The following is a 15,651-nucleotide window of genomic DNA, read 5'->3' on the forward strand; positions in this document are numbered from 1 at the left end:
GCCGGAAGGACCCGTCCCGTGATCGAGCTGTCCGCAGCCCTCGGTGTCGTCGTGGTCGCGCTCGGGATGGTCCTGACTCCGGGACCGAACATGGTGTACCTGACGTCGCGGGCCATCTCGCAGGGACGGCGGGCCGGCCTCGTCTCGCTGGCCGGTACCGCGGCCGGGTTCCTCTGCTACCTCGTGGCCGCCACCGCCGGGTTGTCCGCCCTGTTCGTCGCCGTCCCCGCCGCGTACACCACGGTGAAGATCGCCGGTGCGCTGTACCTGGCCTGGCTGGCATGGAGCATGGTGCGCCCGGGCGGGCGCTCACCGTTCGAGCGGCGGGAGCTCGCACCGGAGGCGGATGCGCGGCTGTTCGGGATGGGTCTGCTCACCAACCTGCTGAACCCCAAGATCGCGCTGATGTACGCGGCGCTGCTGCCCCAGTTCGTCGACCCGGCCGGCGGCGCGACCTGGAGCCAGCTCCTGCAGCTCGGGGGCGTCCAGATCGCCGTCGCGGTGACGGTGAACGGGCTCATCGTCCTGACCGCCGCGTCGGTGTCGGGGTTCCTGGCAGCACGCCCGCGTGCCATGACGGTCCAGCGGTGGGTCGCAGGCAGCATCCTGGGAGTCTTCGCCGTACGGACCGCGCTCGGCCGGACGCCCGCGACACCCTGAGCCGCGCCGTGAGGATCAGGCGCAGCGTTCGCGCAGCGTCGCCACACCCGGCCCCTCCAGCTCGTCGCAGTACGACGCGCGCCCGGCCAGCGCCGTCACCAGCGCGACCGAGGGACCGCGGACCAGCGGCCCGGAGCCGTGCGCGAACGGTCCGTCGGTGGCCTCCAGCCGCAACCCGGCCGCCGCCGTGCGGCTGTTCACGGTGAAGTCGCGGCGTACGAAGAACTCGGCGACGGCGGTGAGCGCCTCGATCGACGGGGTCCGGTCCAGGCCGAGCGGCCGCCGGACGTCCTGGCCGTGCACGACGACCTCACCCAGCCAGGCCGGGGTGTGACCGGATGCCGCCGTCGTGCTGCCGACGACGGCGCGGAACCGGTCGAGCGTCGCGGTGGGCGTCGCTCCGAGGTGCTCGGCGAGCCGGCGGTCGTTGTGGACGCCGTCGTCGAACCTCGCCGCGAGCATGCTCCGGAGCCAGCGGAACCCGCCGGTGCTCGCGGCGGCCGTCAGGTGCGCGACGACCTGCTCCACGTTCCACCGACCGCACGACGACGGCGTCGCCCACTGCTCGTCGGACAGGCCGGCCAGGTCCTCGGCCAGGGCGGCACGCTCGGTGTGGATCGCGGCCCACAGGTCGTCGCGGGTCTGCAGCGGCACGGTCGGTCCCCTCATCGGTGGATGTCTCCGATCTTCGGACCGGTCGGGGGCCCGGGACTCATCGCTAACCGTCCCCACCGGGACCCAGCGCCGGGTCCGCCTTGAGCGTGACCCCGGACAGCTTCAGCCGGTTCGCCTCGCTCATCAGCAGCGCGAGCGTCGTGGCGGCCGCCGCGTACTCCGTGCCGTGCGGCGGGCGGATGTTGGAGACGCAGTTGCGCTCGGAGTCGCGGCGGCCGCGGCGGGCGTCGTAGGTGAAGTAGGCGCCGAGCGAGTCGACCGAGCTCATGCCCGGTCGCTCCCCGATCAGCACGAGCACGCTGCGGGCACCGACCGCCGTGGCGATCTCGTCGCCCAGCGCCACCCGCGCCTGGGTGGCGACGACGACCGGGGCCACCCGCCACCCGGCGAGCCGCTCCAGGATCTCGGCGATCAGTCCGGTGGCGTGCTCCTGCACCGCGAGCGGGGACAACCCGTCGGCGACCACGAGCACGACGTCGTGCTCGCCCCGCGGGAGCTCCACACCGGACGCCAGGCGGCGGCCGAGGTCCGGGCGGGCCAGGTACTCGGCCCGGTCGCGCGGGGCACCGGCCGCGCGCAGGGTCCGCACCCCGAGCCCGTCGATCCCGGCCACCACGGCGTCGACGTCCAGCGGGGAGTGGACGGCGTCGCGGGCGGCGGCGTGCGCGGCGCGCAGCTCGAGCAGCCGTGCGGTCGGCAGCGCGTCCCCGGCCCGGCCGAGGGCGACCCGGGCCCGGGTGGAGGCCCGCAGCAGCTCCAGCGGATCGGTGCTCATCGCACACCTGCCGTGAGCGCCCGCAGCGCCGCCGCGGGCAGCTCCCGGACCCGGCCGTCGTCGCCGAGCATGTCCATCGTCGACAGCCAGGACTCGAACTCCGGAGCGGGGCGCAGTCCCAGCACCTGGCGGGCGTAGAGCGCGTCGTGGAACGACAGCGACTGGTAGTGCAGCATCACGTCGTCCCCGCCGGGCACGCAGATCACGAACGAGCACCCGGCGGCACCGAGCAACGTGAGCAGGGCGTCGGTGTCGTCGGCGTCGGCCTCGGCGTGGTTGGTGTAGCAGACGTCGACGCCCATCGGGACGCCCAGGAGCTTCCCGCAGACGTGGTCCTCCAGCCCGGCCCGGGTGATCTGCTTGCCGTCGTAGAGGTACTCCGGCCCGATGAACCCGACGACCGTGTTGACCAGCAACGGATCGAAGGCCCGGGCGACGCCGTACGCGCGGGCCTCCAGCGTCTGCTGGTCGACGCCGTGGTGGGCGTCCGCCGACAGCGCGCTGCCCTGGCCCGTCTCGAAGTACATGCAGTTCGTACCCACGGTGCCCCGGTCCAGTGACAGCGCGGCCTCGTGCGCCTCGCGCAGCAGCTCGAGGGTGACGCCGAAGCCGGTGTTGGCGGCCTGGGTGCCGGCGATCGACTGGAACACGAGGTCCACCGGCGCGCCCCGCTCCATGATCTCGATCGACGTCGTGATGTGCGTGAGCACGCAGGACTGGGTGGGGATCTCGTAGCGGGTGCGGACCTCGTCGATCAGGTGCAGCAGCTCGGTCGCGCGCTGCGGCGAGTCGGTGGCCGGGTTGATCCCGATGACGGCGTCCCCGCAGCCCAGCAGGAGTCCGTCCACGATCGAGGCCGTCACCCCGCCGGGATCGTCGGTCGGGTGGTTGGGCTGCAGCCGGGTCGCCATCGTGCCCGGCAGCCCGACCGTCGACCGGAACGCCGTCACCACCGGGGTGCGGCGCCCGACCGCGATCAGGTCCTGCAGCCGCATCAGCTTCGTCGTCGCCGCGACCATCTCCGGGGTGAGCCCGGGGGCGAGCGCGGTGGTGCCGGTCGACGGCGTCAGCAGGTGCTCGCGGAGCTCCCCGACCGTCATCGAGGCGATCGGCGCGAACACGTCCGCGTCGTGCGTGTCGATGATCAGCCGGGTGACCTCGTCGTCGTCGTAGGGGACGACCTGCTCGGTCAGGAACGTGATCAGGGGCAGGTCGGCGAGCACCCCCTGCGCGGCGACGCGTTCCTGCTCGGAGGCCGCCGCGACCCCGGCCAGCACGTCCCCCGACCGCGCCGGGGTGGCTGCGGCCAGCAGCGCCGCCAGGTCCGTGAACTCGTAGGTGTGGCCGCCCAGGGTGGTCCGCCGCCGTGTCATGTGAGCTCCTCCTCCGCCTTCGCCAGGGCCGCGAACTCCTCGTCCGGGGCGGCGGCCACCAGGTGATGCCGCGAGTAGAGCGCGAAGTAGAGCATGAACAGGGCGAAGGCTCCCAGCGTCGCGCCCGCGGCGATCGGGTCGACCAGGAACGTCGCGATCACCGCCAGCACCGCGATCACCAGCGCGAAACCGGTCGTCGCGACCCCGCCGGGGGTGCGGTACGGCCGGTGCATCTGCGGGGCCCGGCGGCGCAGCACGATGTGGCTGACCATCATCAGGACGTACGACAGCGCCGCGCCGAACACCGCCATGTTCAGCAGCGTGTCGCCCTGCCCGGTCAGGGACAGCGCGAAGCCGACCGCACCCGGCACCACCAGCGCCAGGGTCGGCGCCTTCCGCCCGTTGGTCACCGACAGCACCCGCGGCAGGTAGCCGGCCCGGGACAGCGCGAACGTCTGCCGGGAGTAGGCGTAGATGATCGAGAAGAAGCTGGCGACCAGCCCGGCCAGCCCGATGTAGTTGACGACGACGCCGGCTCCGGTGGCCCCCAGCGCCTCCACCAGCGGGTTCCCGGACTCCGACAGGGCCTCGGCGCCGAGCGCCCCGGTCGCGAGCACCAGCACCGTCGCCCCCGTGACCAGCAGGACCATCATCGCCGCGAGGATGCCGCGCGGCACGTTCCGCTCCGGGTCGCGCGCCTCCTCGGCGGCCAGCGGGACGCCCTCCAGCGCCAGGAAGAACCAGATGGCGAACGGCACCGCCGCCCACACGCCGAGCCAGCCGTAAGGCAGGAACGGTGAGGCCCCCACCGCGTCGGTCGGCGCGATGTCGACCAGATTGGCCGGGTCGAACATCGGGATCGCGGCGACCGCGAACACCACCAGGCCGGCCAGGGCGATCGCGGTGATCACGAACATCGCCTTGAGCGCCTCACCGACGCCGGTGATGTGGATGCCCACGAACAGCAGGTACGCCGCCAGGTAGACCCACCAGCCGTCGGTGATCCCGAACAGGCCCAGCGACTCGACGTAGGCGCCGATGAAGGTGGCGATCGCGGCCGGGGCGATCGCGTACTCGATGAGGATCGCCGTCCCCGTCGCGAAACCGCCCCACGGGCCCAGCGCGCGGCGGGCGAAGGTGTAGCCACCACCGGCCGTGGGCAGCGCCGAGGACAGCTCCGCCATCCCCAGGACCATCGCGATGTACATCGCGGCGATGACGACGGCGGCGATCAGCAGGCCGCCGAACCCGCCCTCGGCCAGTCCGAAGTTCCAGCCGGAGTAGTCGCCGGAGATGACGTAGCTGACGCCCAGCCCGGCGAGCAGGACCCAGCCCGCAGCGCCGGTCCGGAGCCGGCGCTTCGCCAGGTAGTCGTCGTCGGTGGATCCGCTCATGGCCCTGTCTCCGCTCGCTCGGGTGAGCGGATCGTAGGGACGACACCCGGTCGAGCGGGATAGGCCGATGCGAGGGATCTGTGTCGGCGTTCGGTGTCGTCGCCACCCGCCCGTGTCCACGCGACAGGATGACGTGCCGACACCACCGTGGGCGGAGAGATCACCGAGCGTGTTCCGCGGAAAGGATGCGCGTCCGTTCGGGCCCACTGTGGTGACGGTCCGTCGCGGGCTGCGGCCGCACGCGACGTTCCCGCGAAGATCGGGATGCCGGAAGAGAGCAGTATCCTCGCGGAAAGTAATGCCTGTGGTCCGATAGTGGTAAGGAATTCGTTGAATCGAGGGTCGACCGGATAACGTTCTGTGCATCGGCGGGGCTCCCGAACCCGCGCCGAACACGCCGGTCCACAACGGGCCCGTACACAACGGAGAAGTAACTGTGCTGAAGAAGGCTGGAATCGTCACCGCCGGTGTCACCGCCGGGCTGCTCGCCATCTCGCCGCTGGCCTTCGCCGGCGACGGCGGCCACGGTCACGAGCACGGCGGCAAGGACGTGAACGCCAAGCAGATCAACAACATCGACGAGAGCAGCTCGGACAAGCAGTCCGGCCTGGTCAACATCGGTGACGTGAACGCGCTGAACAACGCGAACGTGCTGTCCTGCTCGCTGAACAACGCCGACATCGCGGCCAGCGTGCTGGGCGTGCTGGGCGGCCAGGCCACCAACGGCGAGGACGCCCCCTCCGTCTCCGAGTGCTCCCCGGGCTCGACCTCGCAGACCAACATCGACGACTGATCTGCGAAAAGGTCCGCGGACTCCACTGATTCACGGGGCCGTCTCCCCACGAATCAGCGAGTCGCACCTTTCGCGTGAATCCCCCGCTCTCGAACCGGAGCGGGGGATTCACGCATTTCTCGACCGTGCGACACCCGAACGCGGCACGCCCGGCGCATTCTCGTCAGGGATGGTGCGGCAGTACCACGTGCGACGGGTGCTCCGGCCCGTGCAGCACCTCGTAGCGGATCGTCCGCCCGGTGACCGCCGCGGACATGCGCTCGCCGGTCCCGTGGTTGCGGGCGAACCGGGGGAACGCCGCCGCGGCGATCTGGACCCGGAGCCGGTGCCCGGCCCGTACCCGGTAGCCGGTCGGGCTGAGCGCCATCCGGACGACCGTCGTCCCGTCCGGGGCGGTCGCCTCCCGGCCCGGGACGAGCCGGTGCATCGCGTCGGTCACGTTGTGCGATGCCCCGTCGGGTGCCACGTCGCAGACCCGGACGAACACGTCCCCCTCGCCGGAGTCGGTGCGGACGTACACCACCGCCGACACCTGGCCGAGCAGGTCCAGATCGGACTCCTGCGGTGGCCCGGTGTAGACCAGCACGTCGTCGCGGGCCTCGACGGCGCGGTTGTCGTGCTGCTTGGTCGGCGGCTGCAGCATCGGGCCACCGATCGTCGGCGTGGGATCGGCCGGGTCGTAGACGAACGTGTCCGCCGGCGCGGGCGGGGAACCGGCGCCGGGGGACTCGGGCTGGAGCCGCAACCCGGGGCCCAGGTACCACTCGGTCGGCTGCACCTGCGGCGGCGGCCAGCACGGCAGGTCGGTCCACCGGTCGGCGTGCTGGACGTAGGCGCGGACCGGGGCACGGCCGTCGCCGTCCTCGCCGTGCAGGTGCACCCCGAGCCAGTCGACCATCTCGTGCGCGATCGTCGGCAGCGAGTCCCGGTCGCCGTGGTGCCACGGCCCGATCGTGATCCGAGCGGTCGCCCCGCCGCGTTGCAGCGCGGTGAAGTCGACCAGCTGCCGGTCGAGGAACAGGTCCCACCACCCGGTGACCATGCACACCGGGGGCATCGCGGCGGCGTCGAAGCCGTCGTGCTCGGCCGGTGCCCAGAACTCGCGGGGCTGCTCGGCGTGCTCGACGAAGTCCCGCCAGAAGACCACCGGTGCCCCGGTCAGTGCGACGTCCGCGGCCTGCAGCGGCAGCGCCGCCACCGCGCGGCGCTTACGGCGGCTGAAGACCGGGGTCGCGAGGAAGCCGGTGACCGCACCCAGCCGTTCCTGGCGCCCGATCTGGTTCACCCAGCTCGCCAGGTTCAGCAGGCCGGGGGCGCCACCGGGGTAGAAGGTGCTCGTGAACTCCGACGCCGTGATGTCGGCGTTCATCGAGCGGAGCCCGGGATCGGCGTACGGGGCGACGGCCCACTGCGTGTGCCCGACATAGCTCGGGCCGACCATGGAGACGTCGGAGTCGCACCAGTCCTGCTGCCGGACCCACGCCAGGGTGTCGAGCCCGTCCGAGCTCTCGTGCAGGAACGGACGGAACTGCCCGCCGGACCCGAACGTCCCGCGGGTGGACTGCACCAGCACCTGGAACCCCCGGCGGGCCAGCAGCGACCCGATGAGTGAACCGAGGCCGTCACGGCCGTAGGGGGTGCGCATCAGCACGGTGGGGCGGGGCTCACCCGGGCCCGGCCGGCGGTAGAGGTCGGCGAGCAGCACGACGCCGTCGGACATCGGCACGCGCAGATTCCGTTCCCGCACGTACGGCACCGGGGTGCCGCCGAAACCCAGTCGCCGGTCGATCAGCCGCTCCGCGAGCGCGGCCATCGCCACCTCCCCCCTCGCACCCGCTCGCTGCGGGGGCAGGGACAGATCGTAGGAGAACCCGTCGAACCGGTCGGTCCCGCGGCCGGTGACCACGCAACGTGACCGGCCGCACGCGGAGGGCCGCGTGCCCTCCGGAGCCGGGAGCCGGCCCGCGGCGTCGGCGGGAGCGGGACGGCGGCCCGGACGGCCGGAACTGTCGGGGGGCGCGCGTAGCCTGCCCGCGTGCAGGTCGTGCGGATGTCGTGCTGTGGTCGGGAGTGGGTCGGGCCGGACCGGGCGCACTGCTGTGGTCGCTTCGGTGGCTGCGGCGCCGTGTTCGACGACGCGGAGCTCTGGGACACCCATCGCCCGCGCGGGGTGTGCGTCCACGACCCCGGCGAGCTGGGGCTGGTCGCGACCCGCAACGGGATCTGGCTGCGGGCGCCCGCAGCGGCGGGCCGGGCCGGTTAGGCAGGTCGGGCCGCGGCCCGGGTGATCCCGCGGAACACCGCGTCGGTGGATCCGGGGTTGCGCACGGACACCAGGTCGAGCCCGGTGAACCACAGGACCGAACCGGCGCCGAAGATCCGGCTCCCCCCGGCCGAGCAGCAGAGCTCGATCTCCCCCTGATCGACGACGACCAGCGCACCGCGCCAGTCGTCCTCGTCGTGCGGGCGGGCTTCGCCCGGTGTCAGCGTGACCGTCCGTGTGTGGAAGGAGGGTGCGCCCCGCATCGGTCCACCCCCGTCCTGGAATCGGCTGTCACGGGGGAGACCCGCCGGGCCACCGAAAATCATCGAAGATCGCCCGGCGAGGGGTTCGTGACCCGTCCGGGTCAGGCCGCGGCGAGCAGGTCGAGCACCCCGGACACGGTCTCGTAACCGATCCGGGTGGCGCCGCCGACCCGCTCCCGGTCCGTGGTGAGACCACGGACCCCGGCGGACGAATGCGGGGCCAGGGTCATCAGGTGCGCCCCCACCCGGTCCGGGTGCGCGGCGTCGGTGAGGAGCGAGAGGCACTCGCCGTGCCGCGACGCGTCCTGCGCCATCCGGCCGAGCCCGGGGGCGAGCCGGTCCAGCGACCGGGCCCACAGCGGGGTGCGTGCGTCCGAGGGCGGGGTGACCAGCTCGTCGACGGTGCGGGTCATCAGGGCCAGCACGTGGGTGGCACCGCCGCGCAGTGCCCGCGCCACCGGCAGCGGGTCACCGACCGAACCGTCGATCCAGTCGGCGTCGCCCACCCGCACCGGCGGTCCGGCGAGCAGCGGGATCGTCGCGGTCGCCCGCATCGCCGTCTTCCAGGCGTCGCCGTCGGGCAGGTCGGTCAGCACGTGCGGGGCGAGGTCGGCGGCCCGGGTGACCATGACGTGCAGTGGTACCGGGCTGGTCACCAGCGACGACCAGTCGGTCGGCTTCGACTCGACGAGGATGTGGTCGAGCAGGTGGTCCAGCGAGACCATCGGCCGCCGGGTACCGAACCGGCGCGGGTCGATGAACGCGCGGCACGCCATGTCGTCGGTGAAGATCCGGGCCGCGTCCGCGCCGTGCCCCAGCACCAGCGCCGTCCCGACGAAGGCGCCCGCGGAGCTGCCCCACACCTGGTCGAAGCACCCGGCGAGGCCCGCGTCCTCGAGCGCGTGCACCATCCCGCCTGCGTAGGCGCCGCGCATCCCGCCGCCCCCGACGACGAGAGCGACCCGGTGGCCGTCGTGGTGGCCGCCCGCGCCGCGACCCGCTTCCCGCCGCCGCTCCAGCAGCGCCAGGACCTCGGCGTCGCCGTGGGCCCCGGGTGCGAGGGTGTGGCTGCGCATGCGACCCATCATCGCTTCCGGCCCCCGAGCCCCGGCCGACGCCTGGTGGCACCCCGGTACCGGATCCGTTCGCGAGCCACCCGCCGCCGCACCCACGCCGTCCACCGCCCCGCCCGAACCGCGGGGCGACGTCCTGGTGCGGTGGCCGCGAACCTTCACCGGGACCTCGCGCGCCCGGGCCGGCGATCACCCCGGCAACGTTCGTGGCCACCGCACTAGTAGGTTCCGGCGATCAGGGGGGTGACACCGTGACGCAACGACGCCGGTTGCGGTTGGGGGCGATCGAATCGACGTCGCTCCCGGCTGCGTCCGCCCGCGCCCGCGATGCCCGGCGCCGCCGTCCGGTGGCGCGGGATCCGGCGGCCGCGGGCCTTGCCGATGATCTCGATCTGGGTGTCGCACCCGGACGTGCCGACGAGCTCTGCACACTGCTGCGCGGTGCCGTGCTCGACCACTGGGTGCGGGAGTTCGCCACCGCGAACCCGGCCGGGACGGTGGTGGAGCTGGGGCCGGGGCTCGACGCCCGTGCCGGTCGCCTCGGCGCGGACGGCCCGGAACACTGGGTCGATGTCGAGCTGCCCGAGGTCGCGGACCTGCGCCGCGAGCTGCTGCCCGCGACCACGCACCTGGTGGCGGGCTCGGTCCTCGACGAGGACTGGATGGAGCTGGCCCGCGAGCTGCCCGGGCCGTACCTCGTGGTGTCCGACCAGGTGCTCCCGCTGCTGCCCGAGCAGGGGGTGCAGCGGATCGTGTTCACCGTCGCACGGATGCTGCCCGGGGCGATCCTGGCCACCGACGTGCTCTCCCGGGCGGCCGCAGGCCGGCTGGCCGCCGGGCCGTTGAGCGGGCTGGGAACGGACTGGACCTGCGAGGACCCGCGCGAGCTCGAGCCGTGGGGGCTGCGCCTGCTGGACGCCTGCGAGGCCGGTGCCCCGCCCGCTCCCGTCGCCGCACAGCTGCCGCGCGCCACCCGGGCGCTGGCCGCGGTGCTCGGCGTGGCGCCGGCCCTGCGCGGCCACCGGATGGCCCGCTTCGAGGTGTTGCCGGGGTGAGCACGCCGGCCACCAGGGGTACCGGAGCGCAGTTCGATCATCTCGGGACAGCTGTGCTGTGCTCCTCGTGGCCTCCGGGGCCGCGGGTAGGGTCGGCGCGGTGACGGTTCCGAAGATCGAAGTGGACCCGCTCGAGGTCGGTCTCGACCCGGACCGGCTGGCCCGGGTCGACAGCCATTTCCGCCGCTACGTCGACGACGGCAAGCTGCCCGGCGCGACGATCGCGGTGGTACGGGGCGACCGGCTCGCGCACTTCTCGCACCACGGGCTGCGTGACGTCGAGGCCGGGAGCCCGGTCACCGACGACACGATCTGGCGCATCTACTCGATGACCAAGCCGATCACCTCGGTCGCGACCCTGATGCTCTGGGAGCGGGGCGCGCTCGAGCTCACCGACCCGGTCTCGCGCTACATCCCGGCGTTCGCCGAGCAGCGTGTCTACCGCGGCGGCTCCGCGCTGAACCCGGGGACCGACGCGGCGGTCGAACCGGTACGGATCCACCACCTGCTCACCCACACCGCCGGGCTGACCTACGGCTTCCACCACGCGCACCCGGTCGACGAGATGTACCGGGCGAAGGGCTACGAGTTCGGCGCCCCGCAGGGAGTCGACCTGGCGACGGCGGTGGACCGGTTCGCCGAGTTCCCGCTGCTGTTCCAGCCGGGCACCGAATGGAACTACTCGGTGGCCACCGACGTCCTCGGCCGGGTCGTGGAGGTCGCCTCCGGCAAGCGGCTCGACGAGTTCTTCCGCGACGAGATCACCGGGCCGCTGGGCATGACCGACACGACGTTCTCGGTCGGTCCCGACTCGCCGGAGGCCGACCGGCTGGCCGCCCTCTACAACGCCCGGCCCGGTGGCGGCCTCGTGCTCAACAAGGCACTGGCCCGCGGTGCGACGGCCGAGCCGACCTACCTCTCGGGCGGCGGCGGTCTGCTCTCGACCGCCGGGGACTACCTGCGGTTCGCCCGGATGCTGGCCCGCGGCGGCGAGCTCGACGGCGTCCGGATCCTCGGGCCGCGCACGCTCGCCCGGGCCACCCGCAACCACCTGCCCGGCGGCGCCGACCTGGACACGGTCGGCCGGCCGATCTTCTCCGAGTCCGCGTTCGCCGGGGTCGGGTTCGGGCTCGGCTTCTCCGTGGTGATCGACGGGCCGGGCTCCAAGCAGCTCGCCAACGAGGGCACCTTCGCCTGGGGCGGGCTCGCCTCCACCGCGTTCTGGGTGGACCCGGTCGACGACGTCGTCGCGCTGTTCCTCACCCAGCTCGTCCCCTCCAGCACGTACCCGATCCGTTCCCAGCTCCAGACGCTGGTCCAGCAGGCGGTGATCGACTGATGCGGCAGCCGGGTCCTGCGCTCGCGTTCACCGTCCGGACGCTGGTCGTGGCCGCGTCGCTGTGGGTGGCGACGGTCCTCGTGAGCGGCATCGAGCTGCAGAGCGGGTCGACCGGCGCCCGGATCGGGACGCTGCTCGTCGTCGCGCTGCTCTTCGGGGTGGTGAACGCGATCGTCAAGCCGGTCGTGGCGCTGGTCGGCTGCCCGCTCTACATCCTGACGCTCGGCCTGTTCGCCCTGGTCGTGAACGCCCTGATGTTCATGCTGACCGGCTGGCTGTCCGGGTTGCTGAGCCTGCCGTTCGCCGTCGACGGCTTCTGGTCGGCGTTCTGGGGCGCGATCATCGTGGGGATCGTGTCGTTCTTCCTGCACCTGGTGATCCCGGACCGCTACGACGCGCGTTAGCGCACGGGCCACTCCTCCCGGCGGTAGGCGCCGTCCCAGAACATCCACTCGTAGCGCGACGTGGCCGTGAAGTGCTCGCGCATCAGCCCGAGCTCGGTGTCCGACGCGGTGGCGCCGATCCGGTCGGTGGCGTCCAGCACCGCGTCGACGACGGCCCGGAACTCCTCGCCCGCGTACATGTCGATCCAGCGCTGGTACAGCGGGTCCGGCGACCCCGTGCGAACGAGGTGCTCGCCGACCTCCGCGTAGATCCAGTAGCAGGGGAGCACGGCAGCGACACCCTCGGCGTAGGACCCGCCGTAGGCCGTGGCGAGCAGGTAGCTGACGTAGGCGCGGGTGGCCGGGGCGACCGGCAGCGTCCGCGCCTGTTCCGAGGTGAGGCCGAGGCCCCCGAGCAGGTCGGCGTGCAGCTCGCGCTCGGCGGCGATCGCACCGGCGGCGTGCTCGGCGAACATCAGGGTGTCGTCGTCGGTGGGGGCCTTCGCCGCGCACACCGTGAGGGCCTTGGCGTAGCCGCGCAGGTAGTGCGCGTCCTGGACGATGTAGTGCCGGAACACCTCGTGCGGCAGCGAGCCGTCGGTCAGCCCGCCGACGAACGGGTGTGCGAGGACCTGGGCGTAGATGCCCTCGACGTCCGACCAGAGCAGGTCACGCGTGCGATCAGCCATGGTCCAACCGTAGCCGTGCCGGGGCGCCGGGTATCGGGGTGACGCGATGCGGGCGAACCCTGTCGTCAACCGCCGGATGACGCTGAAGTGAGACGCTGCGCACTCCGGGAGGCGAACAGTGGCCGGTCCGTCACGATGGAGGGAGGCGGACGGCTCAGCGCGGAGACCGTGCCGACATCACGTACCCATCGGAGGAGGTGAGGGCATGAGCGCACCCGCGCCCATGGAACACCACGAGAAGATGCGGATGCGGGCCGCCGCGTTCCGGGCCACGCGTCTCTACCCGGGCCCGGTCGGCGAGCTGATCTCCCGGGAGCTGCTCTCGTGGGAGGACTTCGGCTACCGCCTCGGCGGCAACCGGATGATCATGGACCTCGTCCACCACGTCCTCACGTCGCAGCCCGCCGCACAGCAGACGACGAGATCGGACGCCGCCTGACCGTCACCGGTCCAGGCTGCTGACCGCCACGTCGGCGGCCGCGCCGGTCGGCGGGTTGCCGTCGGCCAGCCCGGCCACGGCCGCGGCCAGCACGACCATCGCCGCCAGCGACGTCAGGCTGCCGGCCCGGGCGAGGACGGTGAACGTCCGCGCCGCCGACGGGAACGGCTGCGGCGCGCCGCGGTGCCGGCCCGGCGCCGACCCGGCACGGGGCGGGCCGTGAACCGGCCGGTGCTCCGGGGCCCGGTACCCGCCGTCGCGGTGCCGGTCGCCGGGCGTGACGCGCGGGGCCGGGACGCCGATCCGGTGCCCGGGTCCCGCGAACGGAGCGGTGAGGTCGACGGGGCGGCGGGGGCCGGGGATACGGACGACGGGCGCGGACATGGCGATCACCACGATCTCGGGGAGTCGTTACGGGTTTCGCAGATCCGGTGCGCGCCGCCGGTTCCTGCTTCTGCCCGTGTTGTCGTGTCGGCTACTCACCCTGTTAGCCGGTGACCGCATCCGCCAACCGCCGGAGTGGCTACTCCACCCGTGTGGTGGGCAGGCGCGCCTGGGCATCCGTCGATCGATGACCGTCCGTGGTCACGGTTCACCCGTTCGGCCTGCTTGCTTTCCGCGAGCCGGTGGGCGGGAGATCAGGCGAGCACCGCCTTCCCGCCGTCCGCGGTGAGTGGCAGGCGGGTGATCCCGTTGATGAACATCGACCGCAGCCGGCGGGGCTCACCGGTGGTCGCGACCCGCGGCGCGCGGCGCAGGAGCTCGGTGAACAGCGCGGTCAGCTGCCGGCGGGCGAGGTGCGCGCCCAGGCAGAAGTGCGGCCCCGGCCCGCCGAACCCGAGATGCGGGTTGGGGGAACGGCGGACGTCGAAGGTCTCCGGCGAGTCGAAGACTTCCGGATCCCGGTTCGCCGACCAGTAGAACAGCGCCGTCTTCGCGCCGGCCGGCAGCTCGGTGCCGCCGAGCACCGCCGGCTCGGACAGTGTCCGGCGCATGTAGATCACGGGTGAGGCCCAGCGGACGATCTCCTCGATCGCGGTCGGGGTCACGCCCTCCGGGTCCGCCAGCCAGGCGGCCCGTTGCCCGGGGTGCTCGGTGAGCAGATGCAGGCCCCAGCTGGTGGCGTTGCGCGTGGTCTCGTTGCCTGCGACGACCAGCAGCACGAAGAAGCTGGCCAGCTCGTCCGGGGTGAGGCCCTCCCCGTCGATCTCGGCGTTCACCAGCGCCGAGGTGACGTCGTCGGTCGGCTCGGACCGGCGGGCCTCCCCGAGGTCGCGCATCAGCGCCGCCAGCTCGCCGCCCGCGGTGAGCAGCGCGGTGACGATGTCGGTGCCCTCGGGGACGTACTCCGGGTCCGCGGCGCCGAGGATCACGTTGGACCGGTCGTAGACGAACCGGTGGTGGCTCTCGGGGACGCCCATCATCTCGCAGATGGTCCGGAGCGGGAGCCGGGCCGAGACCGCCTCGACGCCCTCGCACTCCCCGGCGGACAGCAGGTCGTCGACGATCTCCGACGCCGTCCGCTCGAGCGTGCCCTGCAGGCCGGCCAGCCGTCGCGGGGTGAAGCCGCGCGAGACGATCCGGCGCAACCGCGAGTGCCGGGGGTCGTCGGTATTGATCATCGAACCGAAGAACTCGAGGAACGCCGGCGGCATGTCGGCCACCGACGTCGCTCCCGGCCCGGACCGGAAGACCCCGGGGGCGCGGGAGGCCTCGACTACCTCGTCGTAGCGGGTGAGGGCGTAGTAGCCGGGGCCGGGATCGGGGACGTGCGAGAGCGGCTGCTCGAACCAGGGTATGCCGGGTGACTCGCGCAGTGCCGCGAATCCGGCTGCCCGTTCCCGGATCGGCGCGGCCCAGAAGCCGTCCACATCCGAGAGGTCGATCGTGGTGGTCGCGTCCGGCATCGTCGCCGTCCCTCCTGCTGCACCGGTGGGGCCCGCGCCGACCCCGGGCGGAACCGGGGCCGACCTGCGCGGATCCGGGCCCGGGGACCCCCCGCGCGGGGCACCGGAACCTCGGTGTAAAGTTCTAGCAGTCGGTGAGCGGAGAGCGCAGTACAGCTCCGCGGACCGGCGCTGCCGCCCCCTTAGCTCAGTCGGCAGAGCGTCTCCATGGTAAGGAGAAGGTCTACGGTTCGATTCCGTAAGGGGGCTCTGTGAGACTCGCCATCCTCGGCAGTCTCCGCATGGCGGTGTAGCTCAGTCGGTAGAGCAAGCGGCTCATAATCGCTGTGTCGTCGGTTCAAGTCCGGCCACCGCTACCAGACTGGCGAAGTACCCGAATCACCCTGCTGGGAGGCACCCGCGATGGCCAAGGCCACGGATGTGCGGCCGAAGATCACTCTGGCCTGCGAGGAGTGCAAGCACCGCAACTACATCACCAAGAAGAACCGGCGGAACGACCCCGACCGGCTCGAGATCAAGAAGTTCTGCCCGAACTGCCGCACCCACAAGGCTCACCGCGAGACCCGCTGA

18 protein-coding genes and 2 tRNA genes are annotated in these 15,651 nt (G+C 72.7%); 10 read left to right on the forward strand and 10 right to left on the reverse strand.

All coding sequences use genetic code 11. From position 1 onward, the window contains the following. The first annotated feature begins 18 nt into the window (after positions 1-18). The gene (locus JOF36_RS07050) at positions 19-660 is read left to right on the forward strand and encodes a LysE family translocator (protein WP_307862254.1); all 642 of its coding nucleotides are present in this window, start codon (positions 19-21) and stop codon (positions 658-660) included. Positions 661-675: 15 nt separating this feature from the next. On the opposite strand, the gene JOF36_RS07055 is transcribed toward JOF36_RS07050, so the two are convergent. Genes JOF36_RS07055 through eat form a run of 4 tightly spaced genes read right to left on the reverse strand, consistent with a single transcriptional unit; the run spans position 676 to position 4,877 of the window. Then, on the reverse strand, positions 676-1,329 hold the full coding sequence (locus JOF36_RS07055; RefSeq protein ID WP_210025595.1) for a maleylpyruvate isomerase family mycothiol-dependent enzyme: 654 nt from the start codon (positions 1,327-1,329) through the stop codon (positions 676-678). A gap of 49 nt (positions 1,330-1,378) precedes the next feature. After that, positions 1,379-2,110 carry an ethanolamine ammonia-lyase subunit EutC gene (gene eutC, locus JOF36_RS07060; RefSeq protein WP_210025596.1) on the reverse strand — a complete coding sequence of 244 codons (732 nt, stop codon included), beginning with the start codon at positions 2,108-2,110 and terminating at the stop codon, positions 1,379-1,381. Beyond that, a complete protein-coding gene (locus JOF36_RS07065; protein WP_210025597.1) occupies positions 2,107-3,483 on the reverse strand; it encodes an ethanolamine ammonia-lyase subunit EutB in 1,377 nt (458 codons plus the stop codon). Before JOF36_RS07065 ends, eutC begins: the two co-directional genes overlap by 4 nt. Next, the gene (gene eat / locus JOF36_RS07070) at positions 3,480-4,877 is read right to left on the reverse strand and encodes an ethanolamine permease (protein WP_210025598.1); all 1,398 of its coding nucleotides are present in this window, start codon (positions 4,875-4,877) and stop codon (positions 3,480-3,482) included. Before eat ends, JOF36_RS07065 begins: the two co-directional genes overlap by 4 nt. 436 nt (positions 4,878-5,313) lie before the next feature. Between eat and JOF36_RS07075 the strand changes: the two genes are divergently transcribed. Then, positions 5,314-5,670 (forward strand): hypothetical protein, encoded by a 357-nt coding sequence (locus JOF36_RS07075; RefSeq protein ID WP_210036440.1) that lies wholly within the window; start codon positions 5,314-5,316, stop codon positions 5,668-5,670. 163 nt (positions 5,671-5,833) lie between these two features. On the opposite strand, the gene JOF36_RS07080 is transcribed toward JOF36_RS07075, so the two are convergent. Then, positions 5,834-7,483, reverse strand: a complete 1,650-nt coding sequence (locus JOF36_RS07080; RefSeq protein WP_210025599.1) for a CocE/NonD family hydrolase — start codon at positions 7,481-7,483, stop codon at positions 5,834-5,836. A 222-nt stretch (positions 7,484-7,705) separates the two neighbouring features. Here JOF36_RS07080 and JOF36_RS07085 point away from each other — a divergent pair, with 222 nt between their 5' ends. Then, complete coding sequence (locus JOF36_RS07085; protein WP_210025600.1) at positions 7,706-7,933, forward strand: FDXHR family putative zinc-binding protein; 228 nt, start codon at positions 7,706-7,708, stop codon at positions 7,931-7,933. Here JOF36_RS07085 and JOF36_RS07090 read toward each other — a convergent pair. Together JOF36_RS07090 and JOF36_RS07095 are read right to left on the reverse strand one after the other, a co-directional pair. Next, positions 7,930-8,196: a hypothetical protein gene (locus tag JOF36_RS07090; RefSeq protein WP_210025601.1), complete on the reverse strand. Its 267-nt coding sequence runs from the start codon at positions 8,194-8,196 to the stop codon at positions 7,930-7,932. The two genes, JOF36_RS07085 and JOF36_RS07090, sit on opposite strands and share 4 nt — an antisense overlap. A gap of 101 nt (positions 8,197-8,297) precedes the next feature. Then, positions 8,298-9,272: a patatin-like phospholipase family protein gene (locus JOF36_RS07095; RefSeq protein ID WP_210025602.1), complete on the reverse strand. Its 975-nt coding sequence runs from the start codon at positions 9,270-9,272 to the stop codon at positions 8,298-8,300. Positions 9,273-9,520: 248 nt separating this feature from the next. On the opposite strand from JOF36_RS07095, the gene JOF36_RS07100 reads away from it, so the two are divergent. From JOF36_RS07100 to JOF36_RS07110, 3 genes are all read left to right on the forward strand, one after another. Continuing rightward, positions 9,521-10,324, forward strand: coding sequence for a class I SAM-dependent methyltransferase (locus JOF36_RS07100; protein WP_210025603.1), 804 nt, complete (start codon positions 9,521-9,523; stop codon positions 10,322-10,324). A 100-nt stretch (positions 10,325-10,424) separates the two neighbouring features. Continuing rightward, positions 10,425-11,663: a serine hydrolase domain-containing protein gene (locus JOF36_RS07105; protein ID WP_210025604.1), complete on the forward strand. Its 1,239-nt coding sequence runs from the start codon at positions 10,425-10,427 to the stop codon at positions 11,661-11,663. Next, entirely contained in the window at positions 11,663-12,067 is a 405-nt protein-coding gene (locus JOF36_RS07110; protein WP_210025605.1) for a phage holin family protein, read from the forward strand. Before JOF36_RS07105 ends, JOF36_RS07110 begins: the two co-directional genes overlap by 1 nt. On the opposite strand, the gene tenA is transcribed toward JOF36_RS07110, so the two are convergent. Beyond that, on the reverse strand, positions 12,064-12,735 hold the full coding sequence (tenA, locus tag JOF36_RS07115) for a thiaminase II (protein WP_210025606.1): 672 nt from the start codon (positions 12,733-12,735) through the stop codon (positions 12,064-12,066). The two genes, JOF36_RS07110 and tenA, sit on opposite strands and share 4 nt — an antisense overlap. Before the next feature lie 205 nt (positions 12,736-12,940). Here tenA and JOF36_RS07120 point away from each other — a divergent pair, with 205 nt between their 5' ends. Next, on the forward strand, positions 12,941-13,174 hold the full coding sequence (locus JOF36_RS07120) for a hypothetical protein (protein ID WP_245350709.1): 234 nt from the start codon (positions 12,941-12,943) through the stop codon (positions 13,172-13,174). 3 nt (positions 13,175-13,177) lie between these two features. Here the strand turns inward: JOF36_RS07120 and JOF36_RS07125 are convergent, their stop codons facing one another. Together JOF36_RS07125 and JOF36_RS07130 are read right to left on the reverse strand one after the other, a co-directional pair. After that, on the reverse strand, positions 13,178-13,558 hold the full coding sequence (locus JOF36_RS07125) for a hypothetical protein (RefSeq protein WP_210025607.1): 381 nt from the start codon (positions 13,556-13,558) through the stop codon (positions 13,178-13,180). A gap of 254 nt (positions 13,559-13,812) precedes the next feature. Further along, entirely contained in the window at positions 13,813-15,081 is a 1,269-nt protein-coding gene (locus JOF36_RS07130) for a cytochrome P450 (RefSeq protein ID WP_210025608.1), read from the reverse strand. 176 nt (positions 15,082-15,257) lie between these two features. On the opposite strand from JOF36_RS07130, the gene JOF36_RS07135 reads away from it, so the two are divergent. The 3 genes from JOF36_RS07135 to rpmG all read left to right on the forward strand — a co-directional run bounded on the left by JOF36_RS07135 (position 15,258) and on the right by rpmG (position 15,651). Then, a tRNA-Thr gene (locus tag JOF36_RS07135) sits at positions 15,258-15,330 on the forward strand. A 34-nt stretch (positions 15,331-15,364) separates the two neighbouring features. Next, positions 15,365-15,440: transfer RNA gene (locus JOF36_RS07140), tRNA-Met, on the forward strand. A gap of 43 nt (positions 15,441-15,483) precedes the next feature. After that, entirely contained in the window at positions 15,484-15,651 is a 168-nt protein-coding gene (gene rpmG, locus JOF36_RS07145; RefSeq protein WP_210025609.1) for a 50S ribosomal protein L33, read from the forward strand.

Source organism: Pseudonocardia parietis, assembly GCF_017876315.1.
Lineage (GTDB): Bacteria > Actinomycetota > Actinomycetes > Mycobacteriales > Pseudonocardiaceae > Pseudonocardia > Pseudonocardia parietis.

Bases quoted from the DNA above. Each gene is read 5' to 3' on its own strand.
- JOF36_RS07055 (WP_210025595.1), bottom strand. From the start codon at position 1,329: ATGAGGGGACCGACCGTGCCGCTGCAGACCCGCGACGACCTGTGGGCC.
- eutC (WP_210025596.1), bottom strand. From the start codon at position 2,110: ATGAGCACCGATCCGCTGGAGCTGCTGCGGGCCTCCACCCGGGCCCGG.
- JOF36_RS07065 (WP_210025597.1), bottom strand. From the start codon at position 3,483: ATGACACGGCGGCGGACCACCCTGGGCGGCCACACCTACGAGTTCACG.
- eat (WP_210025598.1), bottom strand. From the start codon at position 4,877: ATGAGCGGATCCACCGACGACGACTACCTGGCGAAGCGCCGGCTCCGG.
- JOF36_RS07080 (WP_210025599.1), bottom strand. From the start codon at position 7,483: ATGGCCGCGCTCGCGGAGCGGCTGATCGACCGGCGACTGGGTTTCGGC.
- JOF36_RS07090 (WP_210025601.1), bottom strand. From the start codon at position 8,196: ATGCGGGGCGCACCCTCCTTCCACACACGGACGGTCACGCTGACACCG.
- JOF36_RS07095 (WP_210025602.1), bottom strand. From the start codon at position 9,272: ATGCGCAGCCACACCCTCGCACCCGGGGCCCACGGCGACGCCGAGGTC.
- JOF36_RS07110 (WP_210025605.1), top strand. From the start codon at position 11,663: ATGCGGCAGCCGGGTCCTGCGCTCGCGTTCACCGTCCGGACGCTGGTC.
- tenA (WP_210025606.1), bottom strand. From the start codon at position 12,735: ATGGCTGATCGCACGCGTGACCTGCTCTGGTCGGACGTCGAGGGCATC.
- JOF36_RS07120 (WP_245350709.1), top strand. From the start codon at position 12,941: ATGAGCGCACCCGCGCCCATGGAACACCACGAGAAGATGCGGATGCGG.
- JOF36_RS07125 (WP_210025607.1), bottom strand. From the start codon at position 13,558: ATGTCCGCGCCCGTCGTCCGTATCCCCGGCCCCCGCCGCCCCGTCGAC.
- JOF36_RS07130 (WP_210025608.1), bottom strand. From the start codon at position 15,081: ATGCCGGACGCGACCACCACGATCGACCTCTCGGATGTGGACGGCTTC.
- rpmG (WP_210025609.1), top strand. From the start codon at position 15,484: ATGGCCAAGGCCACGGATGTGCGGCCGAAGATCACTCTGGCCTGCGAG.